The organism is Bradyrhizobium sp. CCGB20 (genome assembly GCF_024199855.1).
GTDB lineage: Bacteria > Pseudomonadota > Alphaproteobacteria > Rhizobiales > Xanthobacteraceae > Bradyrhizobium.
Genome location: NZ_JANADN010000001.1, coordinates 2,069,731 through 2,088,825 on the forward strand (window position 1 = coordinate 2,069,731; position 19,095 = coordinate 2,088,825).

Below are 19,095 nucleotides of genomic sequence, written 5' to 3' on the forward strand. Positions count from 1 at the left end.
ACGGTTCCGCCTGAGATCATCGCGCTTTTTCAGGAGAACGCGACGTTTCCATGAGCAGCAACGACGACGTCCACAAAGTCAGAGAATTCGAGCATCCGGGCGAGGGACGCAAGCGAGCCAAGGCCACGCCCAAGGGGCGGCAGGTCGATCCGACAGCCGCTCATGAGATCGAGCAGCTGCTCGGCGACAAGCCGCGGCGGCGCGACCTCCTGATCGAATATCTGCACCTGATCCAAGACAGATATCACCAGATCTCGGCCGCGCATCTCGCCGCGCTGGCCGACGAGATGAAGCTCGCCTTCGCCGAAGTGTTCGAGACCGCGACCTTCTACGCGCATTTCGACGTGGTGAAGGAGGGCGAGCCCGATATCGCGCCGCTGACGATCCGGATCTGCGACTCCCTGACCTGCGCGATGCTTGGCGGCGAGAAGCTGCTCGAGGATCTGCAGAGCGCATCGGGCCCCGGCATTCGCGTCGTGCGCGCGCCCTGCGTCGGCCGCTGCGATACCGCGCCGGCGGCTGAGGTCGGCCACAACTTCGTCGATCACGCGACCGTGGCCAACGTGATGGCGGCTGCGAAGTCCGGCGATACCCACGCGCATCTGCCGAAATTTGTCGACTACGACGCTTATGTCGCCGGCGGCGGCTACAAGCTGCTGGGCCGCATCCGCTCCGGCGAGCTGCCGAAGGATGATCTGCTGAAGGCGCTCGACGACGCCTCGCTGCGCGGTCTCGGCGGCGCCGGCTTCCCGACCGGGCGCAAATGGCGCGCGGTGCTGGGGGAGCCCGGCCCGCGGCTGATGGCGATCAATGGTGACGAGGGCGAACCCGGCACGTTCAAGGACCGCGTCTATCTCGAAAGCGATCCGCATCGCTTCATCGAGGGCATGCTGATCGGCGCGCATGTGGTGCAGGCCTCCGACGTCTACATCTACCTGCGCGACGAATATCCGGCATCGCGCGAGATCCTCGAACGCGAGATCGCAAAGCTGCCTGCGGGCGGTCCGACGCTGCACATGCGGCGCGGGGCCGGCGCCTATATCTGCGGCGAGGAATCCTCGCTGCTCGAGAGCATCGAGGGGAAGCGCGGACTGCCCAGGCACAAGCCGCCTTATCCGTTCCAGGTCGGCCTGTTCGGCCTGCCGACGCTGATCAACAACATTGAGACGCTGTGGTGGGTGCGCGACATCGTCGAGAAGGGCGCCGACTGGTGGAAGGGCAATGGCCGCCATGAGCGTCACGGCCTGCGCAGCTTCTCGGTCTCGGGCCGCGTCAAGAACCCCGGCATGAAGCTCGCGCCCGCGGGCATCACCGTGCGCGAATTGATCGACGAATATTGCGGCGGCATGGCCGACGGCCATCAGTTCTACGCGTACCTGCCGGGCGGCGCGTCGGGCGGCATCCTGCCGGCGTCGATGGACGACATCCCGCTCGATTTCGGCACGCTGGAGAAATACGGCTGCTTCATCGGCTCGGCCGCGATCGTGATCCTGTCGCAGAAGGACAGCGTGCGCGCGGCGGCGCTGAACCTGATGAAGTTCTTCGAGGACGAGAGTTGCGGCCAGTGCACGCCGTGCCGCGTCGGAACCCAGAAGGCAGCGCTGCTGATGCAGAAGCCGGTCTGGAACCGTGCCTTGCTGGAAGAATTGAGCCAGGCGATGCGCGATGCCTCGATCTGCGGGCTTGGACAGGCGGCATCGAATCCGCTCTCCACCGTGATCAAATATTTCCCTGACGAGTTCAAGGAAGCGGCCGAATGACCAAAATCAAGTTCGAGCTCGACGGCAAGCAGGTCGAGGCCAATGCCGGCGAAACGATCTGGCAGGTTGCAAAGCGCCAGGGCCGCGAGATTCCCCATCTGTGCTATTCGCCGGCGCCCGACTACCGCCCTGACGGCAATTGCCGCGCCTGCATGGTCGAGATCGAGGGCGAGCGCGTGCTCGCCGCGTCGTGCAAGCGCACGCCGTCGGTCGGCATGAAGGTGAAGACCGAGTCCGCGCGTGCGGTGTCCGCGCAGAAGATGGTGATGGAGTTGCTGGTCGCCGACCAGCCGGCGCGCGAGACCAGCCACGATCCGGATTCGAAGTTCTGGCACTGGGCCGAGACCACCGGCGTCACCGAGAGCCGCTTCCCCGCCGCCGAGCGCTGGGCCACCGACGCCAGCCATCCGGCGATGCGCGTCAATCTCGATGCCTGCATCCAGTGCGGCCTCTGCGTGCGCGCCTGCCGCGAGGTCCAGGTCAACGACGTCATCGGCATGGCTTATCGCAGCCATGGCTCGAAAATCGTATTCGACTTCGACGATCCCATGGGCGAGTCCACCTGCGTCGCCTGCGGCGAATGCGTGCAGGCCTGCCCGACCGGTGCGCTGATGCCGGCCGTCATGCTCGATGAGAACCAGACCCGTGTCACCTATGCCGACAAGAAGGTGGATTCGCTCTGCCCGTTCTGCGGCGTCGGCTGCCAGGTGACCTACGAGGTCAAGGACGAGAAGGTGATCTATGCCGAGGGCCGTGACGGCCCGGCCAATCACAACCGGCTGTGTGTGAAGGGCCGCTTCGGCTTCGACTACATCCACCATCCGCATCGCCTGACCAAGCCGCTGGTGCGGCTGCCGAATGCGAAGAAGGATGCCAACGACCAGGTCGATCCGGCCAATCCCTTCACCCATTTCCGTGAAGCGAGCTGGGAGGAAGCGCTCGACATCGCCGCCAAGGGTCTCGTCAAGATTCGCGACGAGAAGGGCGTGAAGGCGCTGGCCGGCTTCGGTTCGGCCAAGGGCTCGAACGAAGAGGCCTATCTGTTCCAGAAGCTAGTGCGCACCGGTTTCGGCTCGAACAATGTCGACCACTGCACCCGCCTGTGCCACGCCTCGTCGGTTGCGGCTCTGTTCGAAGGCCTGAGCTCGGGCGCGGTGTCGGCGCCGTTCTCGGCTGCGATGGACGCCGAGGTCATCATCGTGATCGGCGCCAATCCGACCGTGAACCATCCGGTCGCCGCCACGTTCATCAAGAACGCGGTCAAGCAGAATGGCGCAAAGCTGTTCGTGATGGACCCGCGCCGGCAGACGCTGTCGCGCCATGCGACCAAGCATCTGCAGTTCAAGCCGGGCTCCGACGTCGCCATGCTGAATGCGATGATCAACACGATCATCACCGAAGGCCTGACCGACGACCAGTACATCGTCGGCTACACCGAAGGCTTCGAGGACCTCAAGGAGAAGATCAAGGAGTTCACGCCGGAGAAGATGGAAGCGATCTGCGGTATCCCGGCGCAGACCTTGCGCGAGGTGGCGCGGACCTACGCGCGCGCGAAATCCTCGATCATCTTCTGGGGCATGGGCATCAGCCAGCACGTCCACGGCACCGACAATGCGCGCTGCCTGATCGCGTTGGCGCTGATCACCGGCCAGGTCGGCCGTCCCGGCACCGGCCTGCATCCGCTGCGCGGCCAGAACAACGTGCAGGGCGCCTCCGACGCCGGCCTGATCCCGATGTTCCTCCCGGACTATCAGCCGGTCAGCCGCGACGACATGCGCGGGGCGTTCGAAAAGCTCTGGCAGCAGGATCTCGATCCCGTCCGCGGCCTGACCGTGGTCGAGATCATGAACGCGATCCATGCCGGCGAGATCAATGGCATGTACATCGAGGGCGAAAACCCCGCGATGTCCGATCCCGATCTGCAGCATGCGCGCCAAGCGCTCGCCATGCTCGATCATCTCGTGGTGCAGGATCTCTTCGTCACCGAGACCGCGTTCCACGCCGACGTGATCCTGCCGGCCTCGGCCTTTGCGGAGAAGGACGGCTCCTTCACCAACACCGATCGCCGCGTGCAGCTCGCGCGCCAAGTGATCAAGCCGCCGGGCGATGCGCGGCAGGATCTCTGGATCATCCAGGAGATCGGCAAGCGCATGGGCCTGCCCTGGAATTATGCCGGGCCCGGCGACGTCTTCACCGAGATGGCGCAACTGATGCCGTCGCTGAAGAACATCACGTGGGAGCGGCTGGTGCGCGAAGGCGCGGTGACCTATCCGGTCGACGACCCGAACAAGCCCGGCAACGAGATCATCTTCACCACGGGCTTCCCGACTGCGAGCGGCCGCGGCAAGATCGTGCCGGCCAAGGTCATTCCGCCGGACGAGCTGCCCGACGCCGAGTATCCGATGGTGCTGTCGACCGGCCGTGTGCTCGAGCACTGGCACACCGGCTCGATGACGCGCCGCGCCCAGGTGCTCGACCAGATCGAGCCGGAGGCGGTGGCGTTCATGTCGCCGAAGGACATGCGCAAGAAGAAGCTCGCGCCCGGCGATTTCATCCGGTTGGAGACCCGCCGCGGCGCAGTCGAGGTCAAGGTCCGCTCCGATCGCGACGTGCCGGAGAACATGGTGTTCATGCCGTTCTGCTACGCGGAAGCGGCGGCCAATCTCCTGACCAATCCGGCGCTCGACCCGTTCGGCAAGATCCCGGAGTTCAAGTTCTGCGCGGTCAGGGCCGAGCGCGCGGAGATGCGGGACGCGGCGGAGTAGGGGAAGGCCTCGTCGTCATTGTGGACGAGGCTTGCGACACAAACCGCCGTCATGCTCCGCGAAAGCGGGGCATCCAGTACGCCGCGGCCCATCAATTCAACCACCACTGTCTCGGAGCACTGGATCGCCCGGTCAAGCCGGGCGATGACAGTGATTGTGTGGTGCCGGCTTGCCCCACATCGCTTCGCTCCTCGCAATGACGGTGCTACATATCGCGCATGTCCAAAGCCACCCCTGCCACGCGCGCGCTTGCAGCTGCCGGCGTTGCCTTCACCGTCCACACCTACGACTACGATCCTGACGCCGAAAGCATCGGGCTCCAGGCGGCGTCCGCGCTTGGTGAAGACCCGGCGCGCGTCCTGAAGACGCTGATGGCGCTGGTCGACGGCAAGCCGGTCTGCGTCGTCGTCCCGTCCGACCAGGAAGTGTCCATGAAGAAGCTCGCGGCTGCCGCCGGCGGCAAGGCGGCGCAGATGATGAAGCCGCCGGAAGCCGAGCGCGTCACCGGCTTCAAGGTCGGCGGCATCAGTCCTTTCGGGCAACGGAAACCGGTGTGGACCGTAATCGAGCAGAGCGCGCTCGCGCATGATCGGGTCTATATCAACGGCGGCCAGCGAGGATTGCAGGTGCGGCTCAAGCCGGACGATGCGCGGGGCGTGTTGAAGGCGGTCGTTGCTGACGTGATTGCCTGAGCGCCTTGCCTTAGCGTCCCGCCGCTATTGCTTCTGCAACAGCTTCAGACGGCAGCGCAGTGCTTCACGAATGTGCGCGCGGGCGAGTTGTTCCGCCTTGTCGCCGTCGCGGGCGGCGATCGCGTCGATGATGGCCTGATGTTCCCCGTGGCTGGTTGACGGACGGCCGGTTACGGTGAAGGTGGTGGGACCGAGCAGCGCGATCCAGTCCTGCAGTTCACGCGAGGCATTGTCGAGATAGCGGTTGCGCGCGGCGCGGCAGATGGCTTCGTGGAAGGCGCGGTTGAGCCTCGCCATCTCGGCGGCGTCGGTTTCGGACGCCTCGACAAACGCCTGCTCGATGTCCCTGAGCGCATCGATCTCTGGTGCCGAGGCATGCTCGGCAGCGAGGCGCGCGGCGGCGCCCTCCATGATCTCGCGCATGGCGTAGAGCTCGAGCACCTCGGAAATGTCGAGGTTGCGCACGATCAGCCCGCGGCCGCCGGCAGGCTCGACGAAGCCGCGGGCCGCGAGACGGCCGAGCGCCTCACGAACCGGCGTGCGGCTGACCTTCAGCCGCTGGGCGACTTCTTCCTCGCGCAATCGGTCGCCGGCGCGGTAGCTGCCGGCCTGGAGCGCCTCGCAGAGCGAGCGGAACACGGCTTCGCCCAGCGCGACGCCGGCGCCGCGCGCGATCGATCCGCCTGTCTTTGCCGGGCGTCTGGCCATGTTCCCTCACGGCGCATCCTGCCCATGCAGAGATGCCGCTTGCACCCCGTATGTATATCTTTGTATACAAAAGTACGCAATGGCTGTGTAGATTGATCGGGGCCATCGGCGGCAGAATGTCTCTAACTTCGTCGCATCGGGCAGACGGCATGAGCAGCAAATACGACGTGCTGGTGATCGGCGGCGGCAACGCGGCGCTGTGCGCGGCGATCTCGGCGCGCCGCGGCGGTGCCTCGGTGCTCGTGCTGGAGGGCGCGCCGAAATTCTATCGCGGCGGCAACACGCGCCACACCCGCAACATGCGCTGCGCCCATGACGTGGCGACGGAAATCCTCACTGGCCCCTACACCGAGGAGGAGTTCTGGGAGGATCTGCTGCGCGTCACCGGCGGGCAGACCGACGAGGTGCTCGCGCGACACATGATCCGCGAGTCCAAGGACATCCTGAACTGGATCGTGGAGCAGGGCGTGCGCTGGCAGCCCTCGCTCGGCGGCACGCTGAGCCTTGGCCGCACCAACTCCTTCTTCCTCGGCGGCGGCCGCGCGATGCTCAACGCGCTCTATCTCACCGCGGAGCGGCTCGGCGTCGACGTCGAATACGACGCCGAAGTCACGGACCTCGTGATCGAGGACGGCATGTTCCTCGCCGCGCGCCTCAAGCGGCCGATCAGGGGCGAGACCGAGATCCGCGCCACATCGCTGGTCGCGGCGGCCGGCGGGTTCGAGGCCAACATCGAATGGCTGAAGCAGTATTGGGGCGAGGCCGCCGACAATTTCCTGATCCGCGGCACGCCTTATAACCGTGGCTCGATCCTGAAGATGCTGCTGGACAAGGGCGTGCAGGAGGTCGGCGATCCCACGCAATGTCATGCGGTGGCAATCGATGCCCGCGCGCCGAAATTCGACGGAGGCATCATCACGCGTCACGACTCCGTCGTGTTCGGCATCGTCGTCAACAAGCACTCGCAGCGCTTCTATGACGAGGGCGAGGACATCTGGCCGAAGCGCTACGCGATCTGGGGCCGGCTGGTGGCCGCGCAGCCCGACCAGATCGCCTACATCATTTTTGATTCAACGGTCGTCACCAGCTTCATGCCGACGCTGTTCCCGCCGATCGCGGGCCAGTCGGTCGCCGAGCTCGCCGGCAAGCTCGAACTCGATCCCGCCGCGCTGGAGAAGACCATCACCGAGTTCAACGCGGCAGTGCGGCCGGGCACCTTCGACCACACCATCCTGGATGACTGCGTGACCGAAGGCATCACGCCGCCCAAGACGCATTGGGCGAGGCGGATCGAGACGCCGCCCTATCTCGCCTATCCGGTGCGGCCCGGCATCACCTTCACCTATCTCGGCACGCGCGTGAACAAGGAGGCGCGGATGCTGATGGCTGACGGCAGGCCGTCGGCCAATATGTTCGCGGCCGGCGAGATCATGGCGGGCAACGTGCTCGGCAAGGGCTATGCCGCAGGCATGGGCATGACCATCGGCAGCGTGTTCGGGCGGATCGCAGGACAGGAAGCGGCGAAACATGCACGGAACTAGGATTCTTGACGAGGCCGACCGCCTGATGACGGTCTGCAATTCCTGCCGCTACTGCGAGGGTCTGTGCGCGGTGTTTCCGGCCATGGAGATGCGCCGCGCCTTTTCGGACGGCGACCTCAACTACCTCGCCAACCTCTGCCACTCCTGCGGCGCCTGCTACGTCGACTGCCAGTTCTCGCCGCCGCACGAGTTCAACGTCAACGTCCCGAAGACGCTCGCGGTGGCGCGCGCCGAGTCCTATGCGGCCTATGCGTGGCCGGGCGCACTGTCCGGCGCCTTCGCGCGCAACGGCCTCGTCATCAGCATCGTCGCCGCGCTCAGCATGGCCGCCTTCATCCTCGGTTTCGCCGCTCTCAACGACCGAAGCGTGCTGTTTGGCGTGCACACCGGGCCCGGCGCGTTCTACAAGCTGATGCCGCACAACGCGATGGCTGCGCTCTTCAGCGCCGCGTTCCTCTATGCGGTGCTCGCGCTGGTCATGAGCGTGCGCGCGTTCTGGCGCGACATCGGTACGCCGATCGGCGGACGCGCCGACGGTGGCTCCATCTTCCAGGCGATCCGCGACGCCGGCGAACTGCGCTATCTCCATGGCGGCGGCGTCGGCTGCTACAACGAGGACGACAAGCCGACCGACCGGCGCAAGTTTTTTCATCACCTGACGTTCTACGGCTTCCTGCTGTGCTTTGCCGCGACCTCGGTCGCCACGCTGTATCATTATCTCCTGTCCCGCGAGGCGCCGTATCCCTGGTGGGACGTCCCCGTCGTGCTCGGCACGCTCGGCGGCATCGGCCTCATCGTCGGTCCGATCGGACTCTTCGTCGCGAAGGCGCGCCGTGATCCGGCACTGCTCGACGAGAACCGCTACGGCATGGACGTCGGCTTCATCGTCATGCTCTTCCTGACCGGCATCACGGGAATGCTGCTTCTGGTGCTGCGCGAGACTGCCGCGATGGGGCCGCTGCTGGCGCTGCATCTCGGCGCGGTGTTCGCGCTGTTCATCACCATGCCCTACGGCAAATTCGTGCACGGCATCTATCGCTTCGCGGCGCTGATGCGCTATGCGCAGGAGCGGCGCAGCGAGGCCGGCTCTTGAGGGGCGTGCAGGGCTGACGTATGTCTTGCGCCTGCTCGCCCAGGAAGCGAGTCGCGCAAGGAGCTCGTGCCGATGTACATGTTTCTGCCCTTTCTGCTGGCGCTGGTCGGCTGCGCCTGCGTCTGGCGTTCGCGCGCGGGGCTGAGCTATGCGCTCTGGAGCACAACAATCGTCGTCATCGTCGCGTGGTTCTTCCACCACGCGACTGATCCGCTCAAATTTTCCTTCTGAGGGTGTCGAGATGAGCACCACAGCGATCAACGAGCAACAACCGGTCGGCGCGGTCCTGAACGTGCTCGGGCTGCTCGGGATCTCGTCGGTCCTGACCGTCGCATTCTTTTATCAGCTTGCGCTCGGTGAGTTGCCTTGCCCGCTGTGCCTGCTGCAAAGGGCCGGGTTCATTGCGGTCGGCATGGGGTTCCTGTTCAACATGCGCCTTGGTGAACGTCCCTCGCACTATGCGATGATCCTCATAGCCAGCCTCGTCACCGGCTTCATCTCGATCCGGCAGGTGTCGCTGCATCTCGCGCCCGGCGATCCCGGATACGGCTCGACGCTGCTGGGCTTGCATTTCTACACCTGGGCGCTCATCGCGGCGGTCGGGCTCGTCTGCTATGTCGCGCTTGTCTTCGTCCTGAAGGATGTGACCGGCAAGCGAGAAGGGGACGCACCCCTCAACGGGCCGGCATCTCACGCGGTATTTGCGATCTTCGCCTTGCTGGTCGCCGCAAATCTGCTGTCCACCGTGCTGGAGTGCGGAGCGGGGCAGTGCGACGACAACCCGGTTCGCTATCTCCTGCTCAGGTGAGCTGAGCGTTGCGAAAGCGGCCATCGTGCAGAAAGGCGATTGTCTGCTCGATCGCAACGGTGTGGCGGGGCAGTCCGGTATGGGACGCCTTGACGACGATGTGGTCGGCCATGTCGGCCAGTTTCGCGCTCGCAACCGAGACCCTGCCGTCATTGGGGCGGGGCAGAACAAAGGTCGAGGCGATCGGCGCGATGGTGCGGCACCCCGCGATGATGCCAACGGGATAGTCGGGCGACGGCAGGTCGGCGAGGACGGGGGCTTGAGCGGTCGTCAGCTGCAGGCCGGCCGGGCCGAAAACGGCACGGTAGATCGAAATATCCTTCAGCAGATCGGCGACCTCGCTGCCGCCGTTGGGCGTGCCCAGCATCACGACGCGGCCGAGCCGCGCCGGCCGATGCCTCGAAATATAAACACGCGCGAGCAGCCCGCCCATGGAATGCGCGACGAAGTGGATCGCGCCGTCGCATTGCGCCGCAAATGCAGCGACTGGCGCGTGGATCTCCTCGGCGAGTGCTTCGATCGGTTTCTTGCGGCTGGGGTAGTCGAGGTTGAGCGTCGCAAAACCGCGGCGTTGTAGCGCTCGCTCAAGCCGCTTCAGCGTCCAGGAGCCGACCCCGATGCCATGAAGCAAAACCACGCCATCGCACCGGGTGTCCGCCGGTGCGATGGCGATGGGTTGGATCTCACGCAACCTCGCGCTCCGCCGAGGACGCCTGCTCGCGGGCCATCGTCGTTGCGGTGACATAGTCGGTCTTGCCGGTGCCGAGCAGCGGCACCTTGTCGACCACCATGATCGCCGCGGGCACGGTCAGTTCGGACGCGCCGATCGCCTTGGCCTGGCCCTGCATTGCGCTGCGCTCGGCGTTCTTCTCCGTCGTCAGCAGCACGATGCGCTCGCCCTTGCGCTGGTCGGGGATCGACACGGCGACCGAAGCGGCCTGCGGCCACAGCGCCGTGGCGATGGCCTCGACCGCCGACAGCGAGACCATTTCGCCCGCGATCTTGGCGAAGCGCTTGGCGCGGCCCTTGATGGTGATGAAGCCGGCCGGGTCGATCGCCACGATGTCGCCGGTGTCGTGCCAGCCCTCGGCGAGCGGTTCGAGCACGCCGGGATTTTCGGCCCGCAAGTATCCGAGCATCACGTTCGGTCCGCGCACCGACAGGCGTCCGCCTTCCTCGATGCCGGGGACCGGGTCGAGCTTGCTTTCCATCAGCGGCGACAGGCGGCCGACAGTGCCGGGACGGTTGGCCATCGGCGTGTTCATCGCCAGCACCGGTGCGGTTTCGGTCACGCCATAGCCTTCGAGGATGCGGATGCCGTAGCGCTCCATGAACACCTGGCGCGTCCGGTCCTTCACCGCCTCGGCGCCGGCGATCACCAGGCGCAGCGTGCGGAAGTCGTAGGCATGTGCCGAGCGCGCATAGCCGGTGAGGAAGGTGTCGGTGCCGAACAGGATGGTGGCGCCGGTCTGGTAGATCAGCTCGGGCACGATCCGGTAATGCAGCGGCGAGGGGTACATGTAGATCGGAATGCCCGCGAGCATCGGCATCATCATTCCGCCGGTCAGCCCGAAGGAGTGGAACACCGGAAGCACGTTGAACACCTTGTCGTTGGCGTTGGCGTCGACCCGCGCCAGCGCCTGCGCCGCGTTGGCGAGGATGTTGCGGTGGGACAGCACCACGCCCTTGGGCGTGCCTTCCGAGCCCGACGTGAACAGCACGACGGCCGGATCGTTCGCCTGGCGGGCGACGCGCGGTGCGGTGCCGGCGAGCAGGCCCTTGATCTTGTCGGCCGCGCCGATCGAGGCGCGGACATCCTCGAGATAAACGACGCGCGCCTCGGCGGAGATCGCGGCCATCAGCTTGTCGAGCTTGCCCTTCTCGATGAAGGCCTTCGAGGTCAGCACGGTCTTGACCTGCGCGGCCTTCATCGCGGCAAGCACGTTGACCGGGCCGGCCGAGAAGTTGAGCATCGCCGGGACGCGCCCGATGCTCTGCAGCGCCATGAAGACGACGGCGACGCCCGCGGAGTTCGGCAGCAGCACGCCGACATTCTCGCCGACGGAGGTGCCGGTCTCGAGCTTGCGGCTCAGGACCTGCGCGCCGAGGATCAGCTTGCGATAGGTCAGCTTGGTGCCGAGCGCGTCCTCGATGATGACCTTGCCGGTGTCGCGGTCGCGATAGGCATGTCCGAGCGCTTCGAACAGCGAGTGATCGAGCATGGCGTTCTTGACCATCGCATCGATCATCACGTCCTGAAGCGCGGCGCCCGCCGCATTGCGGCGCGCCTTGCCCTTCAGCGCCGGATCGACCGGAAGCTTGACCGGCGGCAGGATCGTGACCGTCACCCGCGGAAACCACGAGCGCTTGATCTGGCTAGAGTTGAGGTAGCTGAGATGCGAGCGTTGCGCGCCCTCGATGCGGACGGGCACGACCACGGCGTCGGCCTTGTCCGCGATCATCGCGGTGCCGTCATAGACCTTCATCAGCGAGCCGGAGACGGTGATGCGTCCTTCCGGGAAGATCACGACCGGTTCGCCGGCGGCAACGAGCTTGATCAGGTCGCGTGCGGCCAGCGGCTTGGTCGGGTCCATGGTGTAGTGCTTGACCACCCGCAGGAACGGCTTGGCCCACCAGGCCTTGGAGATGCCGGTGTCCACGGCGAAGCTCGCGTCGATCGGCAGCACGGCGTGCAGCAGCGGGCCGTCGATCAGGCTGACATGGTTGGGCGCGATCAGCATCCGCGTGCCGGCAGGCGGCAGGTTCTCGAGCCCGCGAACCTCGGTGCGGAACAGCGCACGGAACAGCAGCCCGCCGAAATCGCGCACGCCTTCCTTGCCCCATTTCGTCAGCACGAACCAGACCGCGCCGAAGCTGGCGACGCCGAGCCCGAAGAAGATCCAGCCGACATGCAATCCGCCCGCCTGCAACAGTGCCACGAACAGTGAGCCGACCACCATGAAGGCGGCCTGCAGCACGTTGCCGGCGGCGATGATGCGGGCGCGCTCATTCGGCGCCGACCACGCTTGCACGGCGGCAAAGGACGGAACGACGAACAGGCCGCCGCCGAATGCGAAGGCGACGAAGTCGATCAGCATGCGCAGACCCGCGAACGAGGTTGCGAAGTCGACCGCAGCGATGTTCTGCCCCTTGGCGGTCACGGCGATAGCCCAGGCGAGGTCGAGGCCGGCAAAGCCCATGATGATGGCGCCGATCGGCACCAGTGCGAGGTTCGGCCGAACGTGGCTGAGGCTGGCCGCGAACAGTGAGCCGATGGCAATGCCGATCGCGAAGATCGCAAGGCAGAGCGTCACCACGCCCTCGGTGCCACCGACGACCTCCTTGACCAGCGCCGGCAGCAGCGACAGCACGATCGCGCCGACCAGCCAGAACCAGGAGACGATCACGGTGCCGTCCCACAACCGGTGGTCGGCGTAGAGCGTTTTCAGCAGGCTGAGCGTCGAGGTCCAGGGATTCGCATCGACGGGCAGATCGGGTGCAGAGGGGGTTGTCTGCGGAATGCGGGAGGCGAAGGCCCAGGACAACAGGGCCAGCACAACGACGGCCGATGCGACCCAGCCCATATGGGTGGAGCCGGCCACGAACTGGCCGCCGGCGACGGTGCCGAGCAGGATGGCCATGAAGGTCGCGCCTTCGACCAGCGCGTTGCCGGTCGCGAGCTCACCGAGCTCGAGCTGGTCCGGCAGCATGGCGTATTTCACCGGGCCGAACAGGGCGGCGATGGTGCCGAACAGCGCGAGCGCCGTGAACAGCAGCGGCACCGAGTGGAGGAAGAAGCCGGCAGCGGCAAAGCAGGCGGCGAAGATCTCGACGAATTTGAGCCGCCTTGCGACGACGGATTTGACGTATTTGTCGGCGAGCTGGCCGCCGAGCCCGGACAGGATGAAATAGGGGAAGATGAAGACGGCGCCTGCGACCGTCACCAGGGCATCGCCGTGGCCGGTCGCGGCACTGTAAAGCAGGATGATGACGAGTGCGTTCTTGAGCACGTTGTCATTGAGCGCCGAGAAGAATTGCGCCCAGAAGAGCGGCGCGAAGCGGCGTGACGACATCAAGTCCCTGATCATGACCAGTCCTGTTTTGAAAGGCAGCCTGAGGTGCTTACGGTAGGTGAAACGTCACGACCGGAAGGATGCGGGGTAAACGATGGCAGGGTGACGACGGTCGCTGCCTGCTCTGTCCCCTCGGTCCCCCTGATCCTGTTGGTCTCCAAGTGGTCTCGTTAGGTTCGCAATTTTCTGGTCGCGGCCGCAGTTCGGACGGACGGGTCGCGCCTATCGGGGTATCGCGTGGGGCGATGAGGAAAAGCTGAACCGCATCGCCGAGGATTTCCGGACCGGGTGCCAATGTCGGGACATGGTAAGTCCTTCCTTGCAACCGGATCTTGCATTCGAGCCGACCGGAACGTCCCGGCTGCGCCCGCCTCAGGTGAGATGGGCGAGGTGGCGAAAGGGCGAGAGGCGGCCGAGCAGGCTGAACCGGCGGCCCTGATGATTTGCGCGGCCGCGGCTCGCTCGCCACATCCGGAAGGTGGCGCGGCGCTCCGTGAGCACGCCGGCAATGTCGCAGGCATTCGCAATGCGATCGACCGGTGCCATCGCGAACCGCAGGAAGGCGCGGCCAGATCCTGCGATGAGAGCCAGGGCGTCATCGACGAAGGTGGAGGCGATATCAACAGCGAGGGTTTGCATTTTGCAGGTCTCCAGGTTAATTTGAACAATGTTCACATGAGTAGCTCGAAAATGAACAATGTTCAAGAAGAATCGCCGCGGGACCAGAAAAAAAATCGGCGCAGGCTCCTGATCCTTGAGATCGCCCGTGGCATCATTGCAGCTAAGGGGCTGAGATCATTGAAGGTTCGGGATGTCGCGGAGGCCGCCGGTTGCTCGGTTGGCAGCGTCTATAACGAGTTCGGCGACTTCGACGGGGTGATCCTGACCGTGAATCGGGAGACCGTTCAGGCGCTGACGGTACGGCTCGGCAGTGTTCCGGCGGAGGATCCGGTCCGCCAGCTCTATGGGCTTGCCGGGACCTACCTCGAATTCTTCGCGGAGCACGCCAATCTGCTGCGATCGCTGTTCGAGCATCGGATGGAGGACGACCGTCCCTATCCCGACGACATCCTTCAGATGGTGATGGACGCTTTCGCGCTGATGCATCCACCCCTGGTGCGGCTGCTACCGGATGCGGACGATGTGAGGATCGCGCTGCTGTCGCGCACGCTGTTTTCCGCCGTGCATGGCATCATCTCGCTCGGCCTCGAGGAGCGCATGATTGCGGTGCCGCCCCAGATGCTGCGCCAGCAGGTCGAGCAATTCGTCGATACGCATCTCGCCGGCCTCGGGATCGTGCCGGTCGGCGTACGGCCGGCCTGAGGCGCGGCTACCACGCGTATCGCAGGCTCGCGGTGCCGGAATAGGTGGTGCTGCGAGCCGCGAACTCGCCGTCGAACTTGGCCGATAGCGCAACGCCGTTCGAGAACTTCAGCTCGGCACCGGCCGATGCGAGCGCGGCGTTCTTTGCCGGCGTCGCGCCGTTGACGATGAAGCTCGCGCCGGGCAGCACCTGGAATGCGGCGACGAGCGTCGGATCGCTCACCCAATCATGGGCCCAGGCCGCGCGGCCGCGCAACGTCAGGACCGCATTCGGCGTGAGGAGCGTCGCGCGATCGAAGCGCGCGCCGAGCTCGCTCCTGACGTCACTGGCGGTGCGTCCCCGATAGGTCAGGCCAAAGCCGCTGCCGGCGAGATCGGCCTCGGTATAAGTCGGTGTGCGAAATGCCTGCGCCTGCGCCGCGGCGTATGGCGTGACGCCGCCGATCGGCGTGGTGAAGCGATAGCCACCCTCGATGCGGCCGCCGACGGTCTGCGCGTCGAACTTCGCGGTGAGCTGGTTGCCGAACGGCGCGAGCCGGTCCGTCGACATCCAGTGATTGGCCACGGCGAGCGAGGCGGCGAAATAGGCCGGGCCCGTGCGCACCGCGGTGTAGACGCCGGCCTGCATCGCATCGCTCTTGCCGCCGCCGATCGCCTGCGCGAGGTCCCATCTGGTGCCGCCGCCCGAGAGCGCGAAGCCGACGAGCGCATCGCGGCTGAAGTGATAATCGGCGCCGGCTGCGACGCCGACGGCTCGCGCGCTGAGGTCATGACTGCCGATCACGACGGGATCGCCGCTGGTGCGGTTGGTGCCGCCGAACGCGGTGCCCCAGGCCGTCCAGCGCTCAGCAAAGACAGGCGCTTTCGCAGGCGGCACGCCCAGAACCTTGTTGTAGGCGAGGGCAATATCTTCAGGCATCGCCGCGCGCTCGGGGCTGAATCCGAGCGCTGTGTCGCCCGCGCTCACGGCGCTGCGCCCGCCGACGAATGGATCGAGCATCAGGCCGAGGAACTGGCTCGTGAACTGGAAGGCGCCCTGCTGGGCGCCGGTCGCCGCTTCACCCGAAAGCTGGTCCAGACTGTAACGGAGCTGGGCGTCGCTCTGGCCTGCGAAAGACGAGAGGAAGGGCAGATTGGGACCGAATGCGCTCAGTGCGCCGGCCACTTCCTTCTGGTTCTGCGTCTGGGCGATGGAGGGGAATCCGGCGTTGTTGTAGTTGAGCGTCAGGAGAACGTTGAATCCGTCATAGCTGAGGGAGGACGCGAACAGCTGTGGATTGTATCCGCTGACAGTCACGCCCGCGAAGCTGCCGGTGAGGCCAGCCGTCGTGCTGAGGATGGTATATTGCGTCGAGGGATTGTAGGCGCCTGCAAGCGTGGTGACGGCGACGGTGCCGCCGGTCAGCGTCGCGCTCACGGCGGCAATCTTGTCTGATTGTCCGGCCGCGTTGACCGAGATCGCGTACGTCGACCCTGACTGGAACGCCGCACTGCTGCTGACGAAGAGTTGACCGAGATTGCCAGGCGCGACCGTACCGCCCGACAGCACTGTGAGTGATCCGATGGTGCCGTTGCCACTGAGCGTGCCGCCGCTCACGACCGTCGCGATGTTGGGCATCGAGCCGCTCACCTCGAGGGTGCCGGCCAGGACATTCATGGTCGCGAATTCGTTTGTCGAGCCATGCAGCGTCCAGTTGGAGCTTCCGGTCTTCTCCAGAGCCTCGAATTCCCGGAACTGACCGGACACACCAAACGTGTTGAGGTCGAACGCAGCGTTGACGGTCCCACCCAGACGCAGCGTGTCCGTTCCGTTGCCGCCGAGGACCCGCCCCGTGATGTTCGATCCCGCCCGCAATTCGAAGACGTCGCTGCCGTCCTTGAGATCGACAGCCGTGCTGACGCCGCTGCTGGTGATCGCGCCCGAGTTGATGACGGTGTCCTGATTGATCGAGCCGAGGATTGCCGTGCTAACACTTGAGATCACGCCGGCATTATTGATGACGTTGCCATTGCCTGCGCTGTTGAGATCGATGGCGGCGACGTTGCCGGCCTGGACAAGGCCGCTCGACAGGATGTTCACCTGGTTGCCCGCCGCCCCGGCGCCGATGCCGATGCCGATGGCTGCGGGAGCGGCGCTTCCAACCGTGCCTCCGATCACGACAAGGTTGTTGCTCGAATTGGCCAGGCCGAGGCTCGTCGAGGGGAAAGCCGTCGACCCAACCACGGCCCCTGCATCGATGGTTATGGTATTGTTGGTGCCACCGGTCACGGCGATGCCGTCGCTGCTGGTCGACATGACCGATGCGTTGCCGAAGACCCTGATTGCGCTGTTGGATGCCGCTTGAAGGAGTACGCTCGCAAAGGTGGGGTCGCTCACTGTGGTCGCCGTGGTGCCGTCGCCAATGTTGATGGTGACATTGTTGACCACGGGGGCTGTTTTGATCTGGGTGTTGCTTCCGATGCAGCTAATTGAATCACCCGACTGAAGCGTCGTTAGTGTGCCGCTCCCGGTCACCACGCACACCGCTTGCGCCGGCGTGATAAACCACGGCAGCGAACTGCTTGCGGCGAAGGCACCGATCGCGGTGCTCAGGAGTAGCGTGCGCCGCCGAAGCGTGTTCGAGCGGACGATCTTGCGCGGGGCCAGCAAACGATTCCAAGGCACTTCCGAACTCCTCTCACGGCACGTCCCGGTGGAATCGCGCCGCAAATATTGGGCAGTGCCATGCTTAGCGAGAGAGGCGCCGGCCATCGTGGGCCAGCGCGCAAGGTGATATGTCGAAATGTGAAAGACGCTGCGTTTTCAGAGCGATGTGGCCGCAGCGTCACAACTGCGCCGGGCGCCGGTTTCCCTTGTCGCGCCAAGGCGGATTAGCGCGCCATCGCCAGAGCTTGGGGCGAACCCGGCTTCCCGAGCCGGCAATCAGCCTTGCGCCGCGACGACCTCGCGCGTCCGTGACGCGACCACCACGACGTCCGGCCGCCCGCCGTCGACCTGAACGCGGTTGCGCCCCTTTTCCTTGGCGCGATAGCAGGCGGCATCCGCGCGCCGCATCGCATCCTCGAGCGTGGTGTTGCCGTCTGCGATGCAGGCGACGCCGATGCTGGCGGTCACCGCAAAATAGCGATCGTCCCAGGCAAAATTGAACAGCTCGAGCGACCGTCGCAGCCGTTCTGCGATATCGACGGCGTTCGAGGGCGGGCACCGCGGCAGGATCAGGCCGAATTCGTCGCCGCCGAGCCGGGCCACCAGATCATGCGGCCGCCGGTCCTGTTGCAGCAGGCGCGCGACCTGGCAGAGCAGGCGGTCTCCGGCGAGATGGCCGCAGCTGTCGTTGACGTTCTTGAACTGGTCGAGGTCGAGCAGGATCAGGCCGAGCGAACCCGTTGCGCTGTTGTCCAGCTCGCTGTGCAGGCGCGCCTCGAAGGCGCGGCGGTTGGACAGGCCGGTCAACCAGTCGTGCGATGCCTGCCAGGCCAGACGCTCCTTTTCGGCATGCAGCGCATCCTCGAACGCCTGCCGTTGCAGCATCAAGCGCCGCGTGTGCCAGATCAGGAGCAGGATCAGCGTCGCGGCCGCCACGATGTTGATGCACGTCAGCGTCACCTTGATGGCGCGGGAGCCTTCGCCGAGGACAGTAGAGAACCGTTTCGCATGCACCGTGAACTGCGCGTTGAGCTCCGAGAGCCGCGACGACAGGAGCCGCAGGCGATCGCGGTCCTCGACGGGGCCGTGCTGCAATTCAGACCGGATGACCTCGCCGAAGATGCTGAGCTCCAGCAGCATGGGATCGGTGGCCGCCCATTCACGGATCGCTTCCTGGAGGAAGCTGACGCGGTTGAAATAGCGGAACAGCCAGATCAATCCCGGAATGTCGTCGGGATGGTTGCCGCCTTGCAGAAAGCCGATGCGGGCGGCCTCGACGTCGACCGGATCGCGCTCGAGGGCCCACCTTGCGTATTCGTCGCCGATGGGGACGGCGAGCGAGGTCTGGTACTGCGCGAACTGGCTCGCCTCGCCCGAATGCAGGTAGAGATTGAGGAAGTAGACGGCGTTCTTCTGTGACCGCGACCACATCGCTTCGCCCGCGACATAGGCGCGGACCGATGACATCACCTCGAGGCTGAATCCCGCGATTGCCGCCTGGAGCACGACGACCATCACGAATGGCGAGACGAGCTTGATGACGTGAAGGAAACTGCGTCTCCTCGTCGACGTCGCTGTTCTGCGAAACACCCTGCATTCCCCAAATCGCTCAACGACCCCAGCGGAGCGTCGCGCCTGCAACGCCAAGTAGTGGAGAAAGTTGCTTAACTGGGCATCAAAGACGC

The 19,095-nt window shown here is 65.4% G+C and carries 13 protein-coding genes; 8 read left to right on the forward strand and 5 right to left on the reverse strand.

Annotation, left to right across the window (positions count from 1 at the left end; genetic code table 11):
• Positions 1-50 precede the first annotated feature (50 nt).
• The 3 genes from NLM15_RS09475 (at position 51) to ybaK (ending at position 5,217) form a co-directional block, all read left to right on the forward strand.
• Positions 51-1,760: an NADH-ubiquinone oxidoreductase-F iron-sulfur binding region domain-containing protein gene (locus NLM15_RS09475; RefSeq protein ID WP_254116695.1), complete on the forward strand. Its 1,710-nt coding sequence runs from the start codon at positions 51-53 to the stop codon at positions 1,758-1,760.
• Positions 1,757-4,525 carry a formate dehydrogenase subunit alpha gene (gene fdhF / locus NLM15_RS09480; RefSeq protein WP_254116696.1) on the forward strand — a complete coding sequence of 923 codons (2,769 nt, stop codon included), beginning with the start codon at positions 1,757-1,759 and terminating at the stop codon, positions 4,523-4,525. Before NLM15_RS09475 ends, fdhF begins: the two co-directional genes overlap by 4 nt.
• Positions 4,526-4,743: 218 nt before the next feature.
• The gene (gene ybaK, locus NLM15_RS09485) at positions 4,744-5,217 is read left to right on the forward strand and encodes a Cys-tRNA(Pro) deacylase (RefSeq protein ID WP_254116697.1); all 474 of its coding nucleotides are present in this window, start codon (positions 4,744-4,746) and stop codon (positions 5,215-5,217) included.
• Positions 5,218-5,241: 24 nt separating this feature from the next.
• On the opposite strand, the gene NLM15_RS09490 is transcribed toward ybaK, so the two are convergent.
• Positions 5,242-5,925: a GntR family transcriptional regulator gene (locus tag NLM15_RS09490; protein WP_254116698.1), complete on the reverse strand. Its 684-nt coding sequence runs from the start codon at positions 5,923-5,925 to the stop codon at positions 5,242-5,244.
• Between the two features lie 149 nt (positions 5,926-6,074).
• Here NLM15_RS09490 and tcuA point away from each other — a divergent pair, with 149 nt between their 5' ends.
• From tcuA to NLM15_RS09510, 4 genes are all read left to right on the forward strand, one after another.
• Entirely contained in the window at positions 6,075-7,466 is a 1,392-nt protein-coding gene (gene tcuA, locus NLM15_RS09495; RefSeq protein ID WP_254116699.1) for an FAD-dependent tricarballylate dehydrogenase TcuA, read from the forward strand.
• A complete protein-coding gene (gene tcuB / locus NLM15_RS09500; protein ID WP_254116700.1) occupies positions 7,453-8,559 on the forward strand; it encodes a tricarballylate utilization 4Fe-4S protein TcuB in 1,107 nt (368 codons plus the stop codon). The genes tcuA and tcuB overlap by 14 nt, the downstream gene beginning before the upstream one ends.
• A gap of 72 nt (positions 8,560-8,631) precedes the next feature.
• Positions 8,632-8,790 carry a DUF5993 family protein gene (locus tag NLM15_RS09505; RefSeq protein WP_254116701.1) on the forward strand — a complete coding sequence of 53 codons (159 nt, stop codon included), beginning with the start codon at positions 8,632-8,634 and terminating at the stop codon, positions 8,788-8,790.
• A gap of 10 nt (positions 8,791-8,800) precedes the next feature.
• A complete protein-coding gene (locus tag NLM15_RS09510) occupies positions 8,801-9,367 on the forward strand; it encodes a disulfide bond formation protein B (protein WP_254116702.1) in 567 nt (188 codons plus the stop codon).
• On the opposite strand, the gene NLM15_RS09515 is transcribed toward NLM15_RS09510, so the two are convergent.
• Both NLM15_RS09515 and NLM15_RS09520 read right to left on the reverse strand, forming a co-directional pair.
• The gene (locus NLM15_RS09515; protein ID WP_254116703.1) at positions 9,360-10,058 is read right to left on the reverse strand and encodes a triacylglycerol lipase; all 699 of its coding nucleotides are present in this window, start codon (positions 10,056-10,058) and stop codon (positions 9,360-9,362) included. The two genes, NLM15_RS09510 and NLM15_RS09515, sit on opposite strands and share 8 nt — an antisense overlap.
• The gene (locus tag NLM15_RS09520; RefSeq protein WP_254116704.1) at positions 10,051-13,455 is read right to left on the reverse strand and encodes an acyl-[ACP]--phospholipid O-acyltransferase; all 3,405 of its coding nucleotides are present in this window, start codon (positions 13,453-13,455) and stop codon (positions 10,051-10,053) included. Before NLM15_RS09520 ends, NLM15_RS09515 begins: the two co-directional genes overlap by 8 nt.
• A 675-nt stretch (positions 13,456-14,130) precedes the next feature.
• On the opposite strand from NLM15_RS09520, the gene NLM15_RS09525 reads away from it, so the two are divergent.
• Positions 14,131-14,763: a TetR/AcrR family transcriptional regulator gene (locus NLM15_RS09525; protein ID WP_254124193.1), complete on the forward strand. Its 633-nt coding sequence runs from the start codon at positions 14,131-14,133 to the stop codon at positions 14,761-14,763.
• A 7-nt stretch (positions 14,764-14,770) separates the two neighbouring features.
• Here the strand turns inward: NLM15_RS09525 and NLM15_RS09530 are convergent, their stop codons facing one another.
• Positions 14,771-17,428 (reverse strand): autotransporter domain-containing protein, encoded by a 2,658-nt coding sequence (locus tag NLM15_RS09530; protein ID WP_254116705.1) that lies wholly within the window; start codon positions 17,426-17,428, stop codon positions 14,771-14,773.
• 258 nt (positions 17,429-17,686) lie between these two features.
• Positions 17,687-19,000, reverse strand: a complete 1,314-nt coding sequence (locus NLM15_RS09535; RefSeq protein WP_254116706.1) for a GGDEF domain-containing protein — start codon at positions 18,998-19,000, stop codon at positions 17,687-17,689.
• Between the last annotated feature and the right edge of the window lie 95 nt (positions 19,001-19,095).

Bases quoted from the DNA above. Each gene is read 5' to 3' on its own strand.
- NLM15_RS09525 (WP_254124193.1), top strand. From the start codon at position 14,131: ATGAACAATGTTCAAGAAGAATCGCCGCGGGACCAGAAAAAAAATCGG.
- tcuA (WP_254116699.1), top strand. From the start codon at position 6,075: ATGAGCAGCAAATACGACGTGCTGGTGATCGGCGGCGGCAACGCGGCG.
- NLM15_RS09475 (WP_254116695.1), top strand. From the start codon at position 51: ATGAGCAGCAACGACGACGTCCACAAAGTCAGAGAATTCGAGCATCCG.
- ybaK (WP_254116697.1), top strand. From the start codon at position 4,744: ATGTCCAAAGCCACCCCTGCCACGCGCGCGCTTGCAGCTGCCGGCGTT.
- NLM15_RS09505 (WP_254116701.1), top strand. From the start codon at position 8,632: ATGTACATGTTTCTGCCCTTTCTGCTGGCGCTGGTCGGCTGCGCCTGC.
- NLM15_RS09520 (WP_254116704.1), bottom strand. From the start codon at position 13,455: ATGATCAGGGACTTGATGTCGTCACGCCGCTTCGCGCCGCTCTTCTGG.
- tcuB (WP_254116700.1), top strand. From the start codon at position 7,453: ATGCACGGAACTAGGATTCTTGACGAGGCCGACCGCCTGATGACGGTC.
- fdhF (WP_254116696.1), top strand. From the start codon at position 1,757: ATGACCAAAATCAAGTTCGAGCTCGACGGCAAGCAGGTCGAGGCCAAT.
- NLM15_RS09510 (WP_254116702.1), top strand. From the start codon at position 8,801: ATGAGCACCACAGCGATCAACGAGCAACAACCGGTCGGCGCGGTCCTG.
- NLM15_RS09490 (WP_254116698.1), bottom strand. From the start codon at position 5,925: ATGGCCAGACGCCCGGCAAAGACAGGCGGATCGATCGCGCGCGGCGCC.